Origin of the sequence: Ruegeria sp. HKCCE3926 (assembly GCF_017872515.1) — a bacterium.
Taxonomy (GTDB): Bacteria; Pseudomonadota; Alphaproteobacteria; order Rhodobacterales; family Rhodobacteraceae; genus Ruegeria.
Map to the genome: position 1 here is coordinate 536,175 of NZ_JAEDOU010000001.1, position 22,365 is coordinate 558,539.

Annotated in this window: 21 protein-coding genes; 11 read left to right on the forward strand and 10 right to left on the reverse strand. The window is 59.6% G+C overall.

Annotated elements, in window-relative coordinates:
- Positions 1-4 precede the first annotated feature (4 nt).
- Entirely contained in the window at positions 5-451 is a 447-nt protein-coding gene (locus I9184_RS02725; RefSeq protein WP_171228035.1) for a phasin family protein, read from the forward strand.
- Between the two features lie 135 nt (positions 452-586).
- Complete coding sequence (gene phaR / locus I9184_RS02730) at positions 587-1,138, forward strand: polyhydroxyalkanoate synthesis repressor PhaR (RefSeq protein ID WP_171631294.1); 552 nt, start codon at positions 587-589, stop codon at positions 1,136-1,138.
- Positions 1,139-1,202: 64 nt separating this feature from the next.
- On the opposite strand, the gene I9184_RS02735 is transcribed toward phaR, so the two are convergent.
- The 7 genes from I9184_RS02735 to I9184_RS02765 form a co-directional block, all read right to left on the reverse strand.
- Positions 1,203-2,417 (reverse strand): aminotransferase class I/II-fold pyridoxal phosphate-dependent enzyme, encoded by a 1,215-nt coding sequence (locus I9184_RS02735; RefSeq protein WP_209832675.1) that lies wholly within the window; start codon positions 2,415-2,417, stop codon positions 1,203-1,205.
- 113 nt (positions 2,418-2,530) lie between these two features.
- Positions 2,531-3,835 carry an FAD-binding oxidoreductase gene (locus tag I9184_RS02740; RefSeq protein ID WP_209832677.1) on the reverse strand — a complete coding sequence of 435 codons (1,305 nt, stop codon included), beginning with the start codon at positions 3,833-3,835 and terminating at the stop codon, positions 2,531-2,533.
- Positions 3,836-3,843: 8 nt separating this feature from the next.
- A complete protein-coding gene (locus tag I9184_RS02745) occupies positions 3,844-5,202 on the reverse strand; it encodes a glutamine synthetase family protein (RefSeq protein ID WP_171631301.1) in 1,359 nt (452 codons plus the stop codon).
- Positions 5,202-5,882, reverse strand: coding sequence for a type 1 glutamine amidotransferase (locus tag I9184_RS02750; RefSeq protein ID WP_209832679.1), 681 nt, complete (start codon positions 5,880-5,882; stop codon positions 5,202-5,204). The genes I9184_RS02745 and I9184_RS02750 overlap by 1 nt, the downstream gene beginning before the upstream one ends.
- Before the next feature lie 58 nt (positions 5,883-5,940).
- The gene (locus I9184_RS02755) at positions 5,941-7,260 is read right to left on the reverse strand and encodes a glutamine synthetase family protein (RefSeq protein ID WP_209832681.1); all 1,320 of its coding nucleotides are present in this window, start codon (positions 7,258-7,260) and stop codon (positions 5,941-5,943) included.
- 133 nt (positions 7,261-7,393) lie between these two features.
- The gene (locus I9184_RS02760) at positions 7,394-9,580 is read right to left on the reverse strand and encodes a xanthine dehydrogenase family protein molybdopterin-binding subunit (RefSeq protein WP_209832683.1); all 2,187 of its coding nucleotides are present in this window, start codon (positions 9,578-9,580) and stop codon (positions 7,394-7,396) included.
- Between the two features lie 3 nt (positions 9,581-9,583).
- Positions 9,584-10,048 (reverse strand): (2Fe-2S)-binding protein, encoded by a 465-nt coding sequence (locus I9184_RS02765; RefSeq protein ID WP_171631310.1) that lies wholly within the window; start codon positions 10,046-10,048, stop codon positions 9,584-9,586.
- Between the two features lie 141 nt (positions 10,049-10,189).
- Here I9184_RS02765 and I9184_RS02770 point away from each other — a divergent pair, with 141 nt between their 5' ends.
- The 5 genes from I9184_RS02770 to I9184_RS02790 all read left to right on the forward strand — a co-directional run bounded on the left by I9184_RS02770 (position 10,190) and on the right by I9184_RS02790 (position 14,310).
- Positions 10,190-10,792 (forward strand): TetR/AcrR family transcriptional regulator, encoded by a 603-nt coding sequence (locus tag I9184_RS02770; protein ID WP_171723003.1) that lies wholly within the window; start codon positions 10,190-10,192, stop codon positions 10,790-10,792.
- Positions 10,793-10,930: 138 nt separating this feature from the next.
- Positions 10,931-11,926, forward strand: a complete 996-nt coding sequence (dusA, locus tag I9184_RS02775; protein ID WP_348539500.1) for a tRNA dihydrouridine(20/20a) synthase DusA — start codon at positions 10,931-10,933, stop codon at positions 11,924-11,926.
- Positions 11,927-11,941: 15 nt separating this feature from the next.
- On the forward strand, positions 11,942-12,766 hold the full coding sequence (locus I9184_RS02780) for a sulfite exporter TauE/SafE family protein (protein WP_209832687.1): 825 nt from the start codon (positions 11,942-11,944) through the stop codon (positions 12,764-12,766).
- Entirely contained in the window at positions 12,763-13,545 is a 783-nt protein-coding gene (locus tag I9184_RS02785; protein WP_209832689.1) for a hypothetical protein, read from the forward strand. The genes I9184_RS02780 and I9184_RS02785 overlap by 4 nt, the downstream gene beginning before the upstream one ends.
- A gap of 36 nt (positions 13,546-13,581) precedes the next feature.
- A complete protein-coding gene (locus I9184_RS02790; RefSeq protein WP_171631323.1) occupies positions 13,582-14,310 on the forward strand; it encodes an STAS/SEC14 domain-containing protein in 729 nt (242 codons plus the stop codon).
- A gap of 653 nt (positions 14,311-14,963) precedes the next feature.
- On the opposite strand, the gene I9184_RS02795 is transcribed toward I9184_RS02790, so the two are convergent.
- The 3 genes from I9184_RS02795 to ccmI are packed head-to-tail and all read right to left on the reverse strand — an operon-like array spanning position 14,964 to position 16,896.
- On the reverse strand, positions 14,964-15,197 hold the full coding sequence (locus I9184_RS02795) for a DUF1289 domain-containing protein (RefSeq protein WP_152458393.1): 234 nt from the start codon (positions 15,195-15,197) through the stop codon (positions 14,964-14,966).
- A 17-nt stretch (positions 15,198-15,214) separates the two neighbouring features.
- Positions 15,215-15,679 carry a Holliday junction resolvase RuvX gene (ruvX, locus tag I9184_RS02800; RefSeq protein WP_171631328.1) on the reverse strand — a complete coding sequence of 155 codons (465 nt, stop codon included), beginning with the start codon at positions 15,677-15,679 and terminating at the stop codon, positions 15,215-15,217.
- A complete protein-coding gene (gene ccmI / locus I9184_RS02805) occupies positions 15,676-16,896 on the reverse strand; it encodes a c-type cytochrome biogenesis protein CcmI (protein WP_171631330.1) in 1,221 nt (406 codons plus the stop codon). The genes ruvX and ccmI overlap by 4 nt, the downstream gene beginning before the upstream one ends.
- Positions 16,897-17,072: 176 nt before the next feature.
- On the opposite strand from ccmI, the gene I9184_RS02810 reads away from it, so the two are divergent.
- From I9184_RS02810 to I9184_RS02825, 4 genes are all read left to right on the forward strand, one after another.
- A complete protein-coding gene (locus I9184_RS02810; RefSeq protein WP_171205004.1) occupies positions 17,073-18,317 on the forward strand; it encodes a sarcosine oxidase subunit beta family protein in 1,245 nt (414 codons plus the stop codon).
- 75 nt (positions 18,318-18,392) lie between these two features.
- A complete protein-coding gene (locus I9184_RS02815; RefSeq protein WP_171631333.1) occupies positions 18,393-18,722 on the forward strand; it encodes a sarcosine oxidase subunit delta in 330 nt (109 codons plus the stop codon).
- Between the two features lie 67 nt (positions 18,723-18,789).
- A complete protein-coding gene (locus I9184_RS02820; RefSeq protein WP_209832691.1) occupies positions 18,790-21,804 on the forward strand; it encodes a sarcosine oxidase subunit alpha family protein in 3,015 nt (1,004 codons plus the stop codon).
- On the forward strand, positions 21,797-22,363 hold the full coding sequence (locus I9184_RS02825; protein ID WP_209832692.1) for a sarcosine oxidase subunit gamma family protein: 567 nt from the start codon (positions 21,797-21,799) through the stop codon (positions 22,361-22,363). Before I9184_RS02820 ends, I9184_RS02825 begins: the two co-directional genes overlap by 8 nt.
- Positions 22,364-22,365: the final 2 nt, after the last annotated feature.

Sequence of the window (22,365 nt, forward strand, 5' to 3'; positions counted from 1 at the left end):
GACAATGGCAAAGACCCAAGACTTTACCGCGATCATGAAAGACATGATGGGTGCATTTCCGGTGGACACCACCGCAATGGAAGGCGCATTCAAATCGACCGCTTCGCTGAACGAGAAGCTGTCGGGCGTTGCTCTGGACGCTGCTGAGAAATCGGCCGAGATCTCGAACAAATGGACCAAGGACACCCTGGCCAAGCTGAGCGAGATGTCGAAAGCCAAGGCAGAGCCTGCTGACTACGCAAAAGCCGCAACCGACTTCGCAAGCGCGTCGGCTGAAGTTGCAGCTGAAAACCTGGCCGCTTTCGCTGAAATCGCGAAAAAAGTTCAGACCGAAACCGTCGAGCTGCTGATGGCTGCCGGCAAAGACGCCGCGGAAGAAGCAACCGCTGCCGTCAAAAAGGCGACCAACGAGGTCACCACCGCAGCCAAGAAAGCTGCAACTGCAAAGTAAGAAACGTCCGCGAAGCGCACCCAACCCTCCCATTAGGTGCAATCGCGTTGGGCAGGTCCATTGACCTGCCCTTTCTTTTTGTGCTGCACTCGCATAACCTGTGCTGCAACGCATCATCCTTGGGGAGGGAACCCGGTGTCGGACCAAGAAAAACCGCTGCTTATCAAGCGCTATGCCAGCCGTCGACTATACAATACCGAGACCAGCGATTACGTGACGCTCGAAGATATCGCGGGCTTCATCCGCGACGGGCGAGAAGTGCAGATCATTGATCTGAAAACCGGCGATGACCTGACTCGCCAGTATCTTCTGCAAATCATTGCCGAACATGAAAGCCGGGGTGAAAATGTGCTGCCGGTGAATGTACTGAATGATCTGGTGCGCAGTTACATGCTGCCGGGCGGGGGGGTGATGCCCCAGTTTCTGCAAAGCTCGTTCGAGATGCTGCGCGAAAGCCAAAACAAGATGATGGAAAATATGAGCGCGATGAATCCGATGTCTCAGATGCCGGGTTTTGACGCGTTGCAGGCGCAGCAACAGGCTTTCCTGAAGGCGATGACCAGCGGGCTGTCCAGCGGATGGTCCAGCCCGGAAAAGGAAGAGGACAAGTCCGAACCGAAAGAGGATCTGGACGACATCAAGAAACAGCTGGCCGAGTTGCAGCAAAAACTGTCCAAGCTGAACTGATCCGTTCCGAACAAAGAATCAGGCCCGCATCGTGCGGGCCTTTCTTGTTCAAAGTGCCGCTGTCTTAAGTGCCATAAACCGGCATCGGACCGGTCACTTCGCCAACCGATGCCAGCAGGATGTCTGCAATCACGTCCAGCTCTTCGCGGGTCAGGCGGACTGGCAGGCGCACGTCACAGGCCTTCATCAGCATGTCGCGCGTCTTGGGCAGGTCGAAAGTTTCCGGAAGGAATTGCCAGTTCCAGAAAGCGCGGGCGTTGTCTTCGCTCAGACCAAAAACCTGAACCTTGACGCCGCGTGCTTCGGACGCTGCGGCAAAGGCGCGGATCTCATGTTCCTGCATTCCGACAAGATTGAACTGGATTGAATCCGGCGCACGCTGCTCGGGGGGCAGGGGGGCGGGAACTTCGATATGAGACGAGGTGTTCAGGCGACCGGCCACGTAATCGTGGTTTGCCAGGCCATCGCGGACACGGCGTGCCAGTTCCGGAAGTTGAGGGCGGATCACGGCGGCGCTGAGGTTGCTTAGGCGAAGGTTGTACAGCGGCAGCTTGTTCTGCCAGCGGGCAAAGGCCTCTTCCAGTTCGGGTGAGTTGTCGCCCTGCGGACCTTTGTGCTTCTTCCAATTGTGTTCATACGCGCCCGACATGATGACGGCACGCGCGACAAGATCTGCATCATTCGTGATCAGGGTGCCACCTTCGCCGGCATTGATCATCTTGTAGGATTGGAACGAGAAACATCCGACCTTTCCGATCGTACCGATATTGCGGCCATGCCATGTGGTGCCCAGCGAATGCGCGGCATCCTCGATCACCGGAATGTTTCGTGCGTCGCACAAGGCCATGATCGCATCCATGTCGGATGTATGCCCGCGCATGTGGCTGATGATGACTGCCTGAACGTTGTCCAGCTTGGCCTCGAAATCGGCCATGTCGATGCGATAGTTTTCACCCACTTCGCACAGAACCGGAATGCAGTCGGCGTGGACGACCGACGACGGCACGGCCGCGAAGGTGAAGCCGGGGATCAGAACACGCGCATCGCGGGGCAGGCCCAGTGCTTTGAGCGACAGAAACAGCGCGGCCGAGCAGGACGATACCGCCAAAGCGTATTTCGTGCCCAACAATTCCGCGAACTCGGCTTCCAGCAGGGCCACCGGGGCATCCTGCGGTGCGGTATAGCGGAACAGGTCACCTGATTGCATCAGGGCCTCGATCGCGTCCTTGGCGGCGGCAGGGATGGGTTCGGCGTCGTGAACGTTGGGGGGCAGCGTCATATTTGGAATTCCCGAATTCTATCTTTGGGAAAGATAAAGATAATCAGGAGGCAATCCAAGCCCCTAATCGCCGGGCAGGCAAAAATTTACCAATCTGTCGCAATTTACGTGGATCAGACCCCAAGCCGGTCGCGCAGTGCGAACCATGTCATGGCCAGCACCAGAAGCGGGCTGCGCAGGGCAGGGCCGCCTGGAAAAGACAGCGCGGGCACCCGTGCCATCGTGTCAAACCCTTCGGCCTGACCCTGAATCGCCATCGCCATGAGTTGTCCGGCATGGGTCGCAGTGCCGACACCGTGACCGGAATATCCCGAAGCCGAAAGAATATTAGGTGCGACACGGGCCAGATACGGCATCCGCCGCATGGTGATGGCCAGCGTTCCGCCCCAGGCATAGTCGATCTTCACATCCCGCAAATGCGGGAAAATCTCGGTCATGGGTTTGCGGACCTTGGCGGCGACATCTGATGGAAAGCGATAGCCATAGCTTTCGCCGCCTCCGAACAAGAGGCGACCATCGGCGCTGAGGCGAAAATAGTTCACCACGAATTTCGTGTCCGCCACCGCAACATCCCGGGTCAAAACCTGGGCGGTGTCCTCTCCAAGGGGTTCGGTGGCCGCAATGAAATTGTTGATGGGCATGACCCTGGCGGCGACGGAACGATTGAGGTCGCCCAAATACCCGTTGCAGGCCAGAATGACGTGCTCGGCCCGAACGTTGCCGTGTGCAGTTCGGATCACAGCCGTCTGGCCCTCGTCAATCCCGGTCACTTCGGTGCTTTCATGGACGCGAACGCCCGCTTTGGCCGCGGCTTGCGCCAATCCCAACGCAAAGTTCAGAGGGTGCAGATGCGCCGCACCCATATCCAGATACCCCCCTTGATAGGCTGGTGACGGGCACAGCGAATGACCCGCGTTTTCGTCCAACAGCTCGATCTGGTCGTATCCGTACCGCTCGGAAAGATGGCCGGCGTGGTCATGCAGTTCTTTTTGCTCGGATTTGCTCAGGCCCAGAACGGCGACACCGGGTTTCAGGTCACAGGCGATCTGGTGTTTTGCAATCAGGGATTTGACCAGATCCTTGGCGTCTTCAGCCAGTTCCCAAAGCCTGGCGGCGTCGGCATCGCCTACAAGACGCTCGAGGTCTTCCTGGTCCACCCGCTGCGCGCTGCCCAACTGCCCGCCGTTTCGGCCCGACGCGCCAAAGCCGACGCGGTGCGCTTCAAGCAGCGCGACGTCGAACCCGGCTTCGGCCAGATGAAGGGCCGCGGACAGCCCCGTATAGCCGCCACCGACAACGCATACATCCGCCCTGGTGTCTTCTGACAACGCGGGAAAGCGATCCATCGTATGTGCCGTCGCGGCATACCAGCTGTCAGGGTACTCGCCCTTGCGGTCATTGGAATAGAGCAGGTTCACGGAAGGTCTCAGACGTTGATCAGCAGATGTTCACGTTCCCACGGAGAGATGACCTGTAGGAACTCCTCATACTCGGCCCGTTTGACGATGCCGTAAACGCGGGCGAATTCGGGGCCCAGAACCTCGTGCAGGGCGGTGGCTTCGTCGAACAGATCCAGCGCTTCGCCCATGACCTGCGGGATATCGCCCTCGCCTTCATAAGCGTCGCCATAGAACTGACGACGTGGGCGTTCCTGCTCGACCAGGCCAAGATAGCCGCAGGCCAGCGACAACGCGATGCCCAGATACGGGTTGCAATCCATCCCGGCGATGCGGTTCTCGACGCGCCGCGATTCCGGGCCGGACAGGGGCACGCGAATGCCGGTGGTGCGGTTGTCACGGGCCCATTCCAGGTTGATTGGTGCCGCGTGATCCTTCACATAGCGCCGGTAGGAATTCACATAAGGCGCCATGACCGCCAGACCGGAGGGCAGGTGGTTCTGCAAACCGGCGATAAAGTGGTAAAACGCGTCCGTCTCACCCCCTTGAGGACCAGAGAAGATGTTCTGGCCGGTTTCCATGTCGATGATCGAGTGATGGATATGCATGGCCGAGCCCGGCTCTTCCTCGATCGGTTTTGCCATGAAGGTGGCAAAACAATTGTGGCGCAGCGCGGCCTCGCGGATCAGGCGTTTGAAATAGAAGACTTCATCGGCCAGTTTCACCGGATTGCCGTGACGCAGGTTGATTTCCAACTGCCCGGCGCCGCCTTCCTGGGTGATGCCGTCGATCTCGAACCCCTGATGCTCGGCGAAATCATAGATGTCGTCGATCACCGGGCCAAACTCGTCCACGGCCGTCATGGAATAGGCCTGTCGCGCTGCGGCCGGACGGCCGGAACGCCCCATCATGGGTTTGATGCCCTGCGCCGGGTCCACGTTGGGGGCAACCAGAAAGAACTCCATCTCTGGTGCAACAACCGGCTTCCACCCCTTGTCATGATAAAGCTGGACAACACGCTTGAGCACGTTGCGCGGGCTGTAAGGGATCGGATTGTCATCCCGGTCGTAGGCGTCGTGGATCACCTGCAATGTCCAATCCCCCGTCCACGGCGCAGCGGAAGTGGTCGAGAAATCGGGCTTCAGGATCATATCCTTTTCGATGAACCCGTCATCGCCGGCAGCTTCGCCCCAGCCCCCTGTGATGGTCTGGTAGAAGATGCTGTCGGGCAGGTGGAAATAGGATTGCTTTGCGAATTTTGATGCAGGCACCGCCTTGCCGCGCGCAATACCCGGCAGGTCCGAAATGATGCATTCAACTTCGTCCAGTCGTTGCCCATGGAAATATGCCTTTGCGGCTTCCGGCAGTTTATCAGTCCAATCAGCCATCAGGCTCTCTCTTTCTTTAGAAACTCGGCCATGTGGCGCGCAATTTTGGCGTTGTCGTCCGGGGCCGTCTCGCGATTTGCGGCTTCGCGCATCAGGTCTTCGGGTACCACGCCCTTGCCCCGTGTCCGCATCAGGCCTGTCACGAATCCGTTGGTGAATTCCGGGTGGGCCTGAACTGTCCAGATTGTATCCCCATAAGCCAGCATCGCGTTTTTGCAGAAGGCATTCCGGCCCAGAACCCGCGCTTCTTTCGGCAATTCGACAACCTGATCCTGGTGCCAGGCATTCAGCCATAGTCTGTTGCCGTCATATTCGTATTCCGTACGACCTACGGCCCATCCTTTCGAGAATTTCTCGACCTTGCCACCCAGTGCCTGAGCAATGATCTGATGGCCAAAGCAAACGCCGATCAGGGGTTTTCCACTTTCCCAGATCTCGCGCACCAACGCTTCCAGCGGGGCGATCCAGGGAAGGTCCTCGTAAACCCCGTGGCGCGATCCGGTAATGATCCATCCATTCGCATCATCCGCACCATCGGGGAAGGTGCCGTCCACGACGGCGAAGGTTACGAACTCGAACCCGTTGTCACGCAGCAACGCGGGGAAAAGTTCGTCATAATCCCCGAATTCTTCCTGTAGCACTTCGGGGGTGTGGCCGGTTTGTAGGATACCGATTTTCATGTGTCACCAAATTTGATCAAATTAATCCTAGCCGAGACTGGTTGACGCGGCAAGGGGGTCAAACCGTCTCGAGGTAGCTCAACCAGTGATCCTCGGGTGGGATGTTCGCAAATCGGGTGATCTCTTGACGTTTGGTCATGGTCAGATAGCGGATCAGGTCAGCGGGGAACAGCCGGGCCACCAAAGGATCCGTGGAGAACCTGTCAATCGCGCACGACCAATCCGGCATCAGTTGAGGCAGGTCCGCGATGTCATAGGCGTTCCCCGTAATCGGGGCAGGGGGGATCAAGCCGTCCTCGATGCCGACAAGTGCCGCGCCCAGAACCGCGGTCAACATCAGATACGGGTTTATGTCCCCGCCGGCGACACGGTGTTCGATGCGCCGTGCGGCCGGGGCCCCGCCCGGGATGCGAATGGCAGCGGTTCGGTTTTCATACGCCCAGCAGGCGCCCGTGGGCGCATGTGCACCCGGTATGAGCCGTGTGTAGGAGTTGCCGTGGGGTGCAAATATAAGCGTACTGCCCGGCATGGCCGCGACACAGCCAGCTACGGCAGACCGCAATATCTCGGTGCCTTCCGGCCCGTTGTTGTCGAACACATTGTGCCCGTTCTGGTCCACCACCGAGAAATGCACATGCATTCCGTTGCCTGCGTCATCGGCATAAGGTTTGGACATGAAGGTGGCCGCAAATCCGTGCCTGCGCGCCAACCCACGCGTCAATGCCTTGAAAAGCCACGTATCATCGGCACAGCGCATGGCGCCCTGATGGTTCAGGTTGATCTCGAACTGGCCGATGCCGCTTTCGGAAATCGCCGTCTGCGCGGGGATGCCCATTGCGGCGCAGCCATCGTACAGGTCGGTAAAGAACGCCTCGAACGCGTCCATTTCGGCAACCGACAGAACGGCCTCATCCGCAAGGCGCCGCCCTGTGATCGGATTCACCGGTGGTTGCGGCTGCGCGCCAGAAGCGTCAACGAGTGTGAACTCCAACTCTGTCGCGGCAACAACGGACCAGCCGCGTTGCGCATAGCGGTCGAGTATGGCGGACAGGGCATGCCGCGGGTCGCCCGGGAAGGGCACGCCGTCATCATCATACAGACACATCGGAACCAGCGCTGTTTCCGTATCCAGCCAGGGCACGGGGACCGGGCCGCGTTCGGTCGGGCGCAGCACCCCATCTGCGTCGCCGGTTTCAAAGACCAGCGGGCTTCCTTCGATATCAGCGCCCCACAAGTCTACGTTCAGTGCCGAAAACGGCATTCGCACGGCGCCTTTTCCCAGTTTGTCGGCATAGCCAGGGGGCACGCGTTTGCCACGCATTTGACCGTTCAGGTCACATGCGGCGACGCGAAAATTGTGCAGGGCTCTCAGATCCATTGGGGGCTCCGTCGGTGAAACTCCCCAGTGATTTACTTCAATGGATGTGCTTTGTCACCAAATTTGATCAAATTTTGGCTTGGGTTTTCAAGGAACGCCCCGCGCCGGTACAGACCGGCGCGGAGAGCTGTTTTCAGGCAAAGCTTACGCCATGTTCTTCCATGGGCAATTGCGCCACATGCAAACCTGACAGGGCTTTGATCGCATTGGCCAAAGCCGGTGCTGACGGTGGCGTGCCGGGTTCTCCGACGCCGGTCGGTGCTTCGGCCGATGGCACGATATGCACGTCGATTGCGGCAATATCCCCGATGCGCAGCGGTTCGTAATCCGGGAAGTTGTATTGATCCACCGCCCCACTTGTCAGGGTGATCTGGTCACGCATCACATGGCCAATGCCATAGCCGATGCCGCCTTCCATCTGGGCCCGCACGATATCGGGGTTCACGGCGATACCGCAATCCGCGGCACAAGTGACCTTTTCAATCCTGATGCCATTTTCCGGATCGCCCGAGATTTCGACCACTTCAGCCGCGTAAGACCCAAAGGACTTGTGAACGGCAATCCCCTGCGACCGGCCCTCTGGCGCATTGCCCCAGTTTGCCTTTTCGGCCGCCAGCTTCAAAACAGCTGCTTTGCGCTGCTGGTCCAGGTTGCTGCTGTCGGAAAGATGGGCCAGACGGAATTCCACCGGATCACGACCGGCGGCCTCGGCCACCAGATCCATCATGGTTTCCATCGTATAGGCGGTGTGGGTGTGCCCGACCGAGCGCCACCACAGAACCGTCGTCGCCTTTGGCGTGTCGGTCAGACCCACCGCCATGCCGGGGATGCTGTAGGGGCTGTCCGAAACGCCTTCGACCGAGCTGTGGTCGATGCCGTCATGAACCAGAACAGCCTCGAACGGGGTGCCCTTGATCACGGATTGGCCGGCAATCTGGTGCTGCCACCCGACGATGTTGCCTTCGGCGTCCAGACCCACACGAACCTTGTGGCCAAAGGCCGGTCGGTAATACCCGCTGCGAATGTCGTCTTCGCGCGTCCAGACCAGTTTCACCGGGCGAGAGCGGTCAGTGACGACAAAGGCCAGGGCGGCCTCGACCTGATAATCCGCATCCGGGGTGGCGCGGCGCCCGAAAGACCCGCCTGCCAGCATGGTTTTGATGTGGATCTTCTCGGCGGGCAGGCCAAAGATTTGCTGGTAGGCCATATGAGGACCCGTCGGCATCTGTGCCCCGTCATGCAGAACGATGTCTCCGTCTGCGGTCTGCTCGATGGTGCAGTTCAGCGGTTCCATCGGGGCATGGGCCAGCAGTGGGAAGTAGAACGTTTTTTCGACGACCTTGTCCGCTCCGTCGATGGCGGCTGCCACAGCGGCAAAATCCGCCTTGTTGACATTATACGTGGGCTCAGCCTCCAGCGCGTCCATGATCTCGGCCTTGATCTGGTCCGAGTTGCGGGTTTCCGCGCCGGACATGTCCCATTCGACCTCAAGCGCATCGCGTGCCTGAATCGCGGCCCAGGTGTTCTCGGCGTACACCGCGACGCCCGCCTGATTGGGCAGAACAGCGGCGCTGATATAGCCTTTGACCTCTTTCGATGCGCTGTCATCAAAGCCCAGCGCGATGCCGCCCTTCGCTTCGGGGCGTTTGATCATGGCGATCATCTGGTTGGGCAGGTGAACGTCCATGGCAAACATCGCCTGGCCGTTGCTTTTGATTGCCGTATCCTTGCGGCGCACCGTTTCATTTCCGATCAGACGGAATTCGGACGGGTCCTTCAGGCGTGGCTCTGCCGGAGCGTCCAGTTGCGACGCAGCAGACACAAATTCAGCGATCGGAGCCGACTTGTCGCCTGCCTTCACGATGCCGTCTTCGATGGTGATGCCAGATGAATCCACGCCCCAGCTTTGCGCGGCGGCGTTGATCAGCATTTCGCGCGCGGCAGCACCGGCCTGACGGTATTGCAGCCACGAATTCGCCATCGCGGTCGAACCGCCGGTGCCCTGGAACGGGCCGAACAGCAGGTTGTTGTAGACATTCGGATCCGAGGGGGCGAACTCGTACTCGATCTGATCCATGGTCAGGCCGATTTCTTCGGCAATCAGCGTCGGCAGTCCGGTCGCCGGGCCCTGACCTTTTTCAAAATGTTTGACGATGGCGGTCACGGTGCCATCGGCATCGATCTTCACAAATGGATTGAACTGCGCGGTCTCGGACGAGGCCGCGGCCAGCACACCATCAGGGCGGGCGCCAACCAGCAGGACGGCACCGGCAGCGGCGGCGCCTTTCAGAAACCAACGGCGAGAGGTGTTGATGGTCATGGATCAGGCCTCCAGAATTTCAGACGCGCGTTGGATGCCGGCGCGGATGCGTTGATAGGTGGCGCAGCGGCAGGCATTGCCGGACATGTACTCGTCAATCTCCTGGACCGACGGCTTCGGGTTCTCGGACAACAGCCCGACAGCCGACATCACCTGACCCGACTGGCAATAGCCGCACTGGACGACATCCAGTTCGACCCAGGCCTGTTGTACGGCAGCACCGATCTTGTCGTCACCGACAGCTTCGATAGTCGTGACTTCGGCGTCTTCGACGTCTTCAATGAATGTCTGACAGGAACGGACGGGCTCACCATTCACGTGCACGGTGCAGGCCCCGCAGGATGCCACGCCGCAGCCGAATTTTGTGCCGGTCAGTTTCAGTTCGTCTCGGATCACCCAGAGAAGAGGCGTTCCGGGTTCGGCATCAACCTCGAGGGTCGTGCCGTTCAGGTTCAATTTAAGAGCCATGATGAGGGGGTCTCCTGTTGGTGCTGGTTTCCGTAACTGGTAAACTCGCAGGTTTACTTATGGCATATGGTTTTGCCTCTGTAAACTCCTGCGTTTACCTAGTGTTTGACCAGGGCACGTCAATAGGTCTATAGCTCTGACATGAACGAATGCAGCGCACAGAATGCGTCCAAGCGCGCACAGATCATCGAAGCTGCCGTGGCCGAGTTCCAGGAAAAGGGCTTTGCCGCGGCCAGTATGGATCGCATTTCAGCAAGGGCCGAAGTGTCCAAGCGTACGCTGTACAAGTACTTTGAAAGTAAAGAAAACCTGTTCCGCTCCATCGTGGTCGAATTGTCCAGCCGCTTTGCTGAAGTGCTGGAAATTCGGTATGAAAAAGGTCGCGATATTCGTACGCAACTGACTGAACTGGCCTGGGCCGAAGGGCGCATTCTGATGCGGCCCGATGTTATCGCGATGGCCCGGATGGTGATCAGCGAAACCTTGCGCAACCCGACGCTTGCGGCGGAAGCGCAGGGCAAGCTGGACAAGACAGCGACATTCATTGCCATGCTCAAAGATGCGGCAGAGGATGGGCAGCTTCGGATCGATGATCCGGAACGGGCCGGGCGCGAATTCATCGGCCTGATCAAGGCGCGCGCCTTCTGGCCACTGCTGTTTACGGGTGGGGCGCTCAGCGAAGCCGAGATGACGGAAACGATCGAAAGCAGTGTCCAGATGGTGATGAGCCGATATGGTGTCTAATCGATAGCAACTCACTGATGATGGTCGCAGTCGGGACGGCGTCAGAGGAATGTGTTAGGGCTTTTCGACTTGATTCGGGTGGGCAAAGCCACTGACAGTCCATCGGATTTCGAAGCATAGCAGGACGGAGGCGTTGCTGTGACATGCAAGGCAACACAGGCTGCGCGTTTAAGCGTGGCACCCATGATGGATTGGACAGACCGCCACTGCCGCTATTTTCATCGGCTCCTCAGCGCGGAAACGTTGCTGTATACCGAGATGGTGACGGCGCCGGCGCTCGTGCGGGGCGGGGCGTTGCATCTGTTGGACTACTCTCCCGAGGAACACCCGGTTGCTTTGCAACTCGGCGGCTCCGACCCGGAAGAACTGGCGCAGGCCGCGAGACTGGGGGCTGAGGCCGGGTATGATGAGATCAATCTGAACTGCGGCTGTCCGTCGGATCGGGTGCAATCCGGCACTTTTGGCGCGGTCTTGATGAAAGACCCGGCCCGCGTTGCCGACTGCGTGACTGCCATGCGCGAAGCGGTGAATGTGGATGTCACCGTTAAATGCCGCATCGGAGTCGATGATCAGGAGCCCGAAGATGTATTGCCCGCGTTTCTTGAGCACATCAGCGCGGCAGGTTGCCAAAGGGTGACAATCCATGCCCGCAAGGCGTGGCTGCAAGGGCTGAGCCCAAAGGAAAACCGGGATATCCCACCTTTGGACTATGACCTTGTGAATCGGATGAAGGACGAGTTTTCGGATCTTCACATATCGATCAATGGCGGCATCAACACGCTGGACGAGGCAGCCGCACATCTGGAAGCCGGTCTGGATGGGGTGATGATCGGCCGGGCCGCTTATCATCAGCCGGGCGATGTCCTGTCGGATGCTGACCGACGCATCTTTGGTACCGGAACGACGCGTGATCCGTTCGCGATCGTTCAACATATGGTACCTTATGTGGAACGGCACCTTGCCAATGGCGGGCGTCTGCACCAGATCACGCGTCATATGTTGGGCCTTTTCGCAGGTCGTCCCGGAGCCCGCGCATGGCGGCGCGCCTTGTCGGAAGGGGCTGTGCAGGATGGGGCCGGACCCGAGGTGATGCTGCGGGCGCTGGATCATGTGGCGCCCATGGCAGAAGTTTAAGCGGCAGGGGGAACTATGCCCGAGACGATGTTGCTGGCCCAGATGCTGGGCCTTTTGCTTGCGATCGGAGCGCTGGCCGGCGTGCTTGCCGGATTGCTGGGGGTCGGCGGTGGAATCGTCTTGGTGCCTGCCTTTTTCTATGCGTTTCAAACTCTTGGCTATGGCGGCCCGCAGTTGATGCAGCTGTGTCTGGCCACGTCGCTGGCCACGATCATCGTGACATCGGTCCGATCCGTTCTTGCGCACAACAAAAAGGGTGCGGTGGCTTGGGATATCCTGCGCGGTTGGGGGCCGGGGATCGTCGTCGGTGCGATCATCGGAGTTCTGGTTGCCTCGGCCCTGCGGACCGAAGCCTTGCAGGCGCTGTTCGGCATATTGGGAATGGTGATCGGGGCCTATCTGGGGCTGGGTCGTTCGGAATGGCGGCTGGGTGATGTCATGCCCGGTGGAATAAAGCGGGCCATCCTGTCTCCTGCGGTCGGGTTTCTTTCGGTTCTGATGGGAATCGGCGGCGGCAGTTTTGGTGTGCCGCTGATGAGCCTCTACAACACGCCGATCCATCGTGCCGTCGCAACCGCCGCCGGGTTTGGTGTGATTATCGCCGTGCCCTCGGTCATCGGGTTTTTGTTTCTGGATATCGCACCGGAACACCGGCCTCCGCTGACCATTGGGGCGGTCAATCTGGTGGCCTTCGGTATCGTCGTGGCAATGACGATGATCACCGCGCCCTGGGGGGTGAAGCTGGCCCATGCGATGGATCCGAAACCCTTGAAGCGCGTATTCGCAGTGTTCCTTACGCTGGTGGCGCTCAATATGCTGCGCAAGGCGGTGGGTTTGTGAAGGATTTTGACGTCAGGGGGTGGGTGAAATTCCCGTATGATCCAGTGCTTGCGGCCTGGGTGGGACATGCGCTGCCTGCCGCACGGGCCGCGGTAACGGACCCGGCCCATGCTGACTGGCTGGATTGTGACGGGACGTGGTTCATCGGTGTTGACGCGTTGCCCAATGACGCGCAGGGCAGGGTTGGCCAATCGGGGCCTTTGGCCGGAACCGCCATGTCATTCATTGCAGGGCGTTACGAGCAGTTGCCGCTTCACAAAGGCCAAGTCTCGGTCACGCATCCTGGGTATCCACGCCCGCGTCGGGGGGAAAACGAAGCCGCCGCGCGGTATCGCAGAAATCGGGACGCGGCCCATGTGGACGGTTTGCGCCCGATGGGGCCGGATCGTCGCCGCCGGGTGGATGAACCGCATGCGTGGGTTTTGGGCATACCGCTGACCGAGGCCAGCCCGGATGCGTCGCCCATGGTGTTGTGGGAAGGCAGCCATCATATCCTGGGTGCGGCTTTCAGGCGCGCCCTTGCGGGGACGCCACAAGAGCGCCTGCATGAAGTCGACGTTACGGATATCTACCAATCCGTCCGTCGCGAGGTTTTCGAAACCTGCCCGCGAATCGAATTGCCTGCAAAACCGGGCGAGGCTTACGTGCTGCACCGCCACTGCCTGCACGGGGTTGCCCCCTGGGCGGAAACGGCAAGCGCAGGGCCGGATGGACGGATGATCGCCTATTTCCGCCCGGAATGCGTCGGGGGTGTGGCGGAATGGATCGAATCCACTTAACCTCCTGTCATTGTTTGGCTTTGGAGGTTTTGACCGATGATTACGGTCCATACGAATTCTGATGGTGCGTTGATAGAAGTGGAGTTGTCGGGGCAAGTCACCAGCGCCGACTATGCCGATGTCCTGGTTCCTGCAATCGAAGCAGCGCTGACCGAACATGATTCCGTTCGGCTTTTGGCCATCGTGCAGCCCGAGTTCAAGGGGTATGATTTGGGCGCGGCCTGGTCCGACACCAAGCTGGGGCTCAGCCACTGGCGGGGGTTTGACCGGATCGCGGTTGTTGCCGATCAGGGCTGGGTGCAAACCAGCATCCGATTGGCCGCCCCGATCCTGCCATGCCCCGTTCAGGTCTTTGAATTGGCCGAGCTTGAGGCCGCCCGGCGCTGGATGCGCGAGTCGCTGGGATCCATTCACGTGACCGATCTTGAGGGCCCATGTGTGCAGATCAGCCTTTTGGGAAAACTGGACCCCGAGGAGTACAAGCAAGCCGAACGCGACCTGGACGCTTTGTTGCATGATCGATCCGGATTTCGGTTGCTGATCGACCTGCGGGAATTCGACGGCTGGCAGGGGTTGTCCGCTCTTGCAGCACATTTTCGTCTGGCCAGCCGCCACATCGGACAACTGGATCGCGCGGCCATCGTCGGGGACAAAAGCTGGCAGCACATGGCACAACGTGTCGCCAGTCATGTATTGGGCACACGGACTCAGTTCTTTCCGTCCGAGGAAATCGAAAACGCCAAAACTTGGCTGGCTGCCGGGTAAGGATCTGCTCTGCGTGCCAACCTGCATCTTGTGATCTTGCTGCCAACAGGCGGCTTGCGTGCTTTGTTCTCTGGTCAGAACAAAGCACCCTTGAGCGCGAATTGACCAAATCTGATTGGCTTATTTCGCGGAACGACACGCATCACATGTCTTGAAACCGGTCTTGATACCGTGCCGGTCAAGAATTGTGACGTAAGGGAACTGGTGGGTTTTTCTGTGGAATTTCTGACCTTAAGGTCAACACGGACCAAAAACCGCGTGTTTTCCCCCTAAATTTGACCGGAAATGCCCTTACCTACGCCGTGTCGCTGCGGGCCTCCACTCACGTTGAACAGATGCGTTCATGAGCTGGCCCCTTTTAGGAGCTCGAACTCGGCCCGCGGCGGCACAGTTATTGGAAGCGGGAAGTTTGCGATGACACTTAGGTTATTGATGGAAAGATTTGCGGCACGCAAGACGCCAGTATTCAAGGCGGACAAGACCGGCACGAAGCGTGTCCGACGTGCAGCGAAAAAATACGGGACTGCAAAAACAAGCAGATCCGAAATCGCAGCTCTGTTCGAGTCAGAGCTGCGCGGGCAAGACACAAACAGGTCGGCCCGCGACGAATCCAATGACCACAGGGATACGTCCCCAAAGCAGGCTGGCTGACTTCAGGAACCGTTTATGCGCGCTGCACGCCCGCCTCGGCGTTTGCTGAGGCGCGGCTTTCTGGTTGGTAGATCTTCCATGATTTCGGCGCGTTCGCTGCTGTCCATCTTGGACCAACGGGTGATTTCGTCAATCGTGCGATAGCAGCCGGTACAGATGCGTTCAGTCGGGTGAACGACACAGATCTGGACACAAGGGCTTTCGACCTCATTCCTTTTCCAAACCATATTCGTCATCACTGGTCTCCGACCCGTTACAAAAAGCGCAGCCTGTCCAGCGCCCCTTGCAAAATATAGCTGGCCGCAACGTGATCAATAACCTGTCCGCGACGTTTTCGTGTCGTATCCGCCTCAAGTAGTGCTTTTTCTGCCGCAACGGTACTGAGCCGTTCGTCCCAAAACCCGATGGGCAGATCGGTCAGGCGGGACAAATTGCGCGCAAATGCCCGCGTTGACTGGCATCTTGGCCCTTCGCTGCCATCCATGTTCTTGGGCAGGCCCAGCAAGATGCCCCCGATCTCGCGATCGGTGACAATTTCGATCAGGCGCGCGGAATCGAGCGTGAATTTCTTGCGCCGTACCGTTTCCAGCGGGCTGGCGACACCGCGCATCCGGTCGGACACGGCGACGCCGATTGTCTTTTCCCCAAGGTCCAGCCCCATCAGGGCACTCATCGGTTGCAAGGCTGCTGCAAATTCTTCGATAGCGTCATGGATCATTGAGCGATCCCGGCTTGAAGGGCCGCCGCATCGATGATCTGCAACGCCTCTGAATCGCCGGCAAAGACTTCCATGGCCTCATCGCGAATATCGATGGCGCGCTGACCCTGGCCAAGAACGCCCAAGGCCGCGATCAGGCGGGCCCATTCCTCGGGGGATCCGCCCTCTGCCGCCAGCCGATCAGACAGCTGGTCCACCATGCCCTGAATCATCTGCTGCCGCTCTTCGGGGCTCAGCTCTGCGGCGGCGGCCATGTCTTCCTGGCTGGGGCCGGGTGCGGTGCTCAAATCCGGTGCATTGAAAACGCCGGCCCTAAAGGCCAGTTCATCGATCTGAGCCCGAATTGCTTCGGCCCAGGGCGCACCTGCGGGGGAATCCTGCAACGTTTCGACCCACATGCGATAGGCAAGGTCCGGCCGCCCGATCTGAGCCAGCATCTGCCCCCAATAATAGCGCGCCGGGCCGTGACGGGGGTCACGGTTCAGCGCTTCGATCAGCGCCTGTTCCGCTTCGGGTGAGACATACCCACCTGCGGCCAGAATCATCATTTCAGCCAGGTCCGCATAGGTATCAGCCGTGGCGCTGTCTTCGGACAGCTCGATCACCTTTTGCTGCGCGGTGTACCCATCCTTGAAGTTGCCCGCATTCGTCTCGTGTTGCGCCAGCAACATCTGACCCTGCAAATCGTCCGGCCGGCTCGCAACGGTTTCCCGCAACTGCTTCAGCAGGTTGGCATAGCTTTCTTCCAGCTGCGCAGGTCGAGGTGGGGTCGCCAGTTCTTCCGCGGCGCTTTGGGATGGCCGGTTGGCGCGCACTTCCTTGGCCAGTTCAAGCCGTGCGGTCAGCGGCATGTCAGGCAAACCCACGGCCCCGGTGCGATGATACATCGCCAACGCTCCACCGATCAGAAGCAACGAGATTGCCAGGATCGACAACACCGAAACCGCACGAGATGGCCCGGCGCCGGCACCCTCTTTCTTCATTTGATCATCTGCGGCCAGAATGCGACGGGAAATTTCCGTGCGCACCCGTTCGGCGTCGGCCTCGCCAATGACCCCGCGCGCCAGATCCCGGTCCACACCGGCCAACTGTTCGCGATAAACCCGCAGATCGTATGCCGCCGCGGGTTCATCCCCACGGCGTTTGCGCAGCAGGGTAAAGCTGAGAAAAGCTGCGATCAGCAGCGCGACAAGAAAAATCAGAACCCAGAACGTCATGGTCCCTCCGAGGATGCTGCCCTGACTTAGACCTGTGAGGCGTCCGACAAAAGGGACAAATGGCCGCGAATGAGCGACATGTCGCAATAGTGCGATATTGCGGCGTTGCACGGCAGGGTTAAAATGCCGTCACACGGCATATCTGCGCCCAATCACCGAACCGGATGGATTCGCACATGAAACACTATTCAGCCTTTGCTGTGGCGCGGGAAGCTCTGCGCTATCACACCGGATGGGAGCGCGCCTGGCGCTCACCCGAACCCAAGAAGCGCTATGACGTCATCATCGTTGGTGCTGGCGGTCATGGTCTGGCGACCGCGTATTACCTTGGCAAGAACTATGGCATCCAGAATGTCGCGGTTATCGAAAAAGGCTGGCTGGGCGGCGGCAATACCGGTCGCAACACGACGATCATCCGTTCGAACTATCTGCAAGACCCGTCGGCGGCGATCTACGAGAAAGCGCGCAGCCTCTACGAGGACCTGAGCCAAGAACTGAACTACAACATCATGTTCAGCCCGCGCGGTGTCATCATGCTGGCGCAGACCCAGCACGAGATCCGCGGCTATCAGCGCACGGCCCATGCCAACGCGCTGCAAGGTGTGAAGACGGAATGGATCGGCCCCGAACGCGTCAAGCAACTGGTGCCAATCATCAATCTGGATGGTCCCCGGTATCCGGTTCTGGGCGGCCTTTGGCAGGAACGCGGGGGCACTGCGCGCCATGATGCGGTGGCGTGGGGCTATGCGCGTGCCTGTTCGGCGATGGGGATGGATATCATCCAGCAATGCGAAGTCACCGGTGTGCGCTCGGACAACGGGCGCGTTGTCGGGGTCGATACCACCAAGGGTGCCATTGATTGTGACAAGCTGGGCATCGTCGTCGCCGGCCATTCGGGTCAGTTGGCCGAGATGGCGGGCTTCCGCCTGCCGCTGGAAGCCGTCGCGTTGCAGGCGCTGGTGTCCGAGCCCATCAAACCCTGCATGGATGTGGTCGTGATGGCCAACACCGTGCACGGCTACATGTCGCAATCCGACAAGGGCGAAATGGTGATCGGCGGGGGGACCGACGGGTTCAACAACTTCACGCAGCGCGGGTCGTTCCATCATATCGAGGAAACGGTGCGGGCGCTGGTCGAAACCTTCCCGATGATTTCGCGCCTGAAAATGCTGCGCCAGTGGGGCGGGATCGTGGACATGACCGGTGACCGCTCGCCCATCCTGTCGAAAACACCGTTGCAGGGCTGCTTTATCAATGGCGGCTGGGGCACCGGTGGTTTCAAGGCGATTCCGGGCTCGGGCTGGGGGATGGCGCAGTTGATGGCGACGGGCCATTCACCGCTGACCGAAGCCTTCTCGATGGACCGCTTCAAAGAAGGCCGCTTCATAGACGAAAGCGTGGCCGCCGGGGTGGCGCACTAGGGAGATTCCCGAAGGTGCCAGAAAACAGAATTCAGGTCGGCCCCCGCGCTGACCGACCGCCAAAAGGATGACAACATGCTAATCCTGAATTGCCCCTATTGCGGCGTAGACGCCGAAGAATCCGAACTGGCCGCCGGTGGCGAAGCGCATCTGAAGCGTTTCGGCCCGGGCTCGTCGGATGACGAATTCCACGACTATCTGTTCATGCGTGAAAACCCGAAAGGTGTTCATTTCGAGCGCTGGCGACACGCCAATGGTTGCGGCAAGTGGTTCCACGCCGCGCGCTGCACGCAGACACTCGAAGTGTTCGGAACCTACACGGCTCAGACCTCCGAACCGCCGCAAGACATCAAGGATGCCATCACTGCCAAACGGCCCGGCTGGACGTGGAGAGAGTTCTCCTGATGCTTCATCTTTTCAATAATACTCCCGCCGGAGGCTTTGACGCCTCCACATGCGAAAGGTCCGCACAATGAGCACCCGTCTCGCAAAACAAGGCCGGCTGATTGACCGGTCGAAAAAGGTCACATTCACCTTCAACGGAACCTCGATGCAGGGCTATGAGGGGGATACGCTTGCCTCGGCCCTGTTGGCCAATGACCAGATGATGGTTGGCCGGTCGTTCAAATACCACCGTCCCCGCGGCGTTGTCGCCAGCGGCGCGGAAGAGCCGAACGCGCTTGTCGGCCTGGGGCAGGGCAACCGGTTCGAGCCGAACCAGCGCGCCACGACGACCGAGGTGTTCAACGGCTTGACCGCGATTTCACAGAACCATTGGCCAAGCCTTGAATATGATATCGGTGCGGTGAACACGGCCTTTGCCCGGTTTTTGCCGGCCGGCTTCTACTACAAGACGTTCATCCACCCCAAACCCTTCTGGAAACACGTCTACGAACCGTTCATCCGGCAGTCGGCGGGATTGGGCAAGGCGCCCGACAAAGACAACCGGGATGCCGACACTTATGAACATTTCTACGCCTTTACCGATGTTCTGGTGATCGGCGGCGGTGTGGCTGGTTTGCAGACAGCCAAGGCGGCGGCACAATCCGGTGCCAAGGTCCTGCTGATCGAGCAGACCGCGCATTGGGGAGGTCGCGCGCCGGTAGACGGCGGCACCGTGGATGGTGAGCCTGTGGATAAGTTCGTGGAACAATTGGTTTCCGAACTCGAAACAATGGACAACGTCATCATGCGCACGCGCTGCATGGGAGCGGGTGTTTATGACCATGGTTATGTGCTGGGATACGAACGTCTGACGGACCACACGCCGGGCGTGCAGGGCCCGCGCCATCGTTTGTGGCGCATTCGCGCCAAGCAAATTGTAACGGCAACGGGTGCAATTGAAAGACCATTGTCCTTTGCTGGCAACGATGTTCCGGGCGTGATGCTGGCATCGGCCATGCGCGACTATGTCGTGAACTGGGGGGTTACCCCGGGCGAACGTGTCATCGTCGCCACCAACAATGACGACGCCTATCGTACCGCGATTATCCTGAAACAGGCAGGTGTGGATGTTTTGCGCATTGTTGACGCCCGGGCAACGGCCGGACCTTTGGCGGAAGAAGCCCGCCAGTTGGGTATCCGCGTCGATCCGGGCAAAGCCATTGCCAAGGTCAAAGGCGGCAAGCGCGTCAAAAAGGTAGCCATCTGCAATCAGGAAGGCGTCGGCGGCGCGCGTGAAGAAGTTGAGGCGGATGCAGTCGCCATGTCCGGCGGCTGGTCTCCGGTCGTGCACATGTGGTCCCATTGCGGGGGCAAGCTGATCTGGGATGAGGCGAACGCGCATTTCCGGCCGGATCCCGAGCGTCCGCCGCTGGGGGTGGACGGCAAAGGGTTCGTTGTTGCTGCTGGCGCGTCCAACGGCCCTCTGGCGTTGCAGGATGTTCTGACAGACGCCCATGCGGCCGGTAAGGCGGCCGCCAAGGCGGCTGGCTTCAAGCCCAAGAACACCAAGGCGCCCGCAGGGGACACAACCGCCGAAGCGCCGATGGAAGCGGTCTGGCTGATGCCGGCAAATGCAGAAGTCCAATTGCGTATGAAATCCTGGCTGGATTTCCAGAACGACGTCAAGGTTTCAGACGTCCAACTGGCCGCGCGCGAAGGGTATGAAAGCGTCGAACACACCAAGCGCTATACCACGCTGGGCATGGCGACCGATCAGGGTAAGTTGAGCAACATCAACGGATTGGCGATCCTTGCTGATGCTCTGGAATCCGAAATTCCCAAGGTTGGGACAACCACTTTCCGTCCGCCCTATACGCCCATCTCGATGGGTGCGATCGGTGGTGAGGCACGGGGTGAGGTCTTTCAGCCGATCCGTCGGACACCGATGCACAACTGGCACGACAGGAACGGCGCCGATTGGGAGCCGGTCGGCCACTGGCGCCGGACCTATGCCTATGTCCGCCCCGGCGAATCCGTGCATGACGCGGTGAATCGCGAGGTGAAAAACACCCGCGAGAACCTCGGCCTGCTGGATGCCTCGACGCTGGGCAAGTTGATCGTCAAAGGCCCGGATGCCAGCAAGTTTCTGGACATGTTGTACACCAACATGATGTCCACGCTGAAGGTCGGCAAATGCCGCTATGGCCTGATGTGTTCGGAAAACGGCTTTCTGATCGACGACGGCGTTGTCGCCCGCATCGATGAAGACACCTGGCTGTGCCACACCACCACCGGCGGGGCCGAGCGTATCCATGGTCACATGGAAGAATGGCTTCAGACCGAATGGTGGGACTGGAAAGTCTATGTCGCCAACGTGACCGAGCAATACGCGCAGGTCGCCGTGGTCGGCCCCAATGCCCGCAAGGTGCTTGAAAAGCTGGGCGGCATGGATGTCAGCAAAGAGGCGCTGCCCTTCATGGAATGGCGCGATGGCAAGATCGGAGGCTTCGATTGCCGGGCCTACCGCATTTCGTTCTCAGGCGAGCTGTCTTATGAAATCGCCGTTCCGGCCAGCCAGGGGCAGGCGTTCTGGGATGCCTTGATGGAAGCAGGCAAAGAGTTCGGCGTGATGCCTTACGGAACCGAATGTCTGCACATCCTGCGGGCCGAGAAGGGCTTTATCATGATCGGGGACGAGACCGACGGCACCGTGATCCCGCAGGATCTGGGGCTGCACTGGGCGCTGTCCAAGAAGAAAGAGGATTATCTGGGCAAACGCGCCCATTCGCGGACCCACATGGCGGATCCCGAGCGCTGGAAACTGGTCGGTCTCGAGACTGTGGACGGATCGGTTCTGCCGGATGGTGCTTACGCGGTGGGCGAGGGCGTCAATGCCAACGGTCAGCGCAACATGATCGGCCGTGTGACGTCGACATATTACTCGGCCAATCTGGGCAAAGGGATCGCCATGGGGCTGATCAAGCACGGCCCCGACCGCATGGGCGAGATCGTCGAGTTCCCGGGCACGGACGGCAAAACCTACAAAGCCAAGATCGTGGACCCGATCTTTTATGACAAGGACGGGGAGAAGCAGAATGTCTGAACCCATCAGCGCATTGAACCACGCCAGCTATGACGGCATCGCCAAGGTCCAGGAATGCGGCCTGCAAGGCATGATAACCCTGCGCGGCGACCTGTCCGACAAGGTGCTGGCCAAGGCTGTCAAGGATGCAACCGGTCAGAAAGTGCCGGGTCAGCGCGAGGTGCTTGTGACCGGCGATACCGGCGTGGCTTGGATGTCGACCGACGAGTTGCTGGTTCTGGTGCCTTATGCCGAGGTCGAAGCCAAACTGGCCGACATGGTCGGTGCCCTGAGCGGCACCCATGCTTTGGCGGTCAATGTCTCGGATGCCCGCGCCGTCTTCAGCGTCTCTGGTGCCAGCGCAAGAGAGGTGCTGGGCAAGGTCGCGCCCGTCGATCTGTCGGCGGATGCATTCCAGCCCGGCCAGATTCGCCGCACGCGTCTGGCGCAGGTGGCTGGTGCTTTTTGGATGGATGATGAACAGACCTTCCGCGTGGTCTGCTTCCGTTCCGCTGCGGATTACGTGTTCAAACTGCTCAAGGTGGCAGCACAGCCCGGCAGTGAGGTTGGGATCTACTGAAC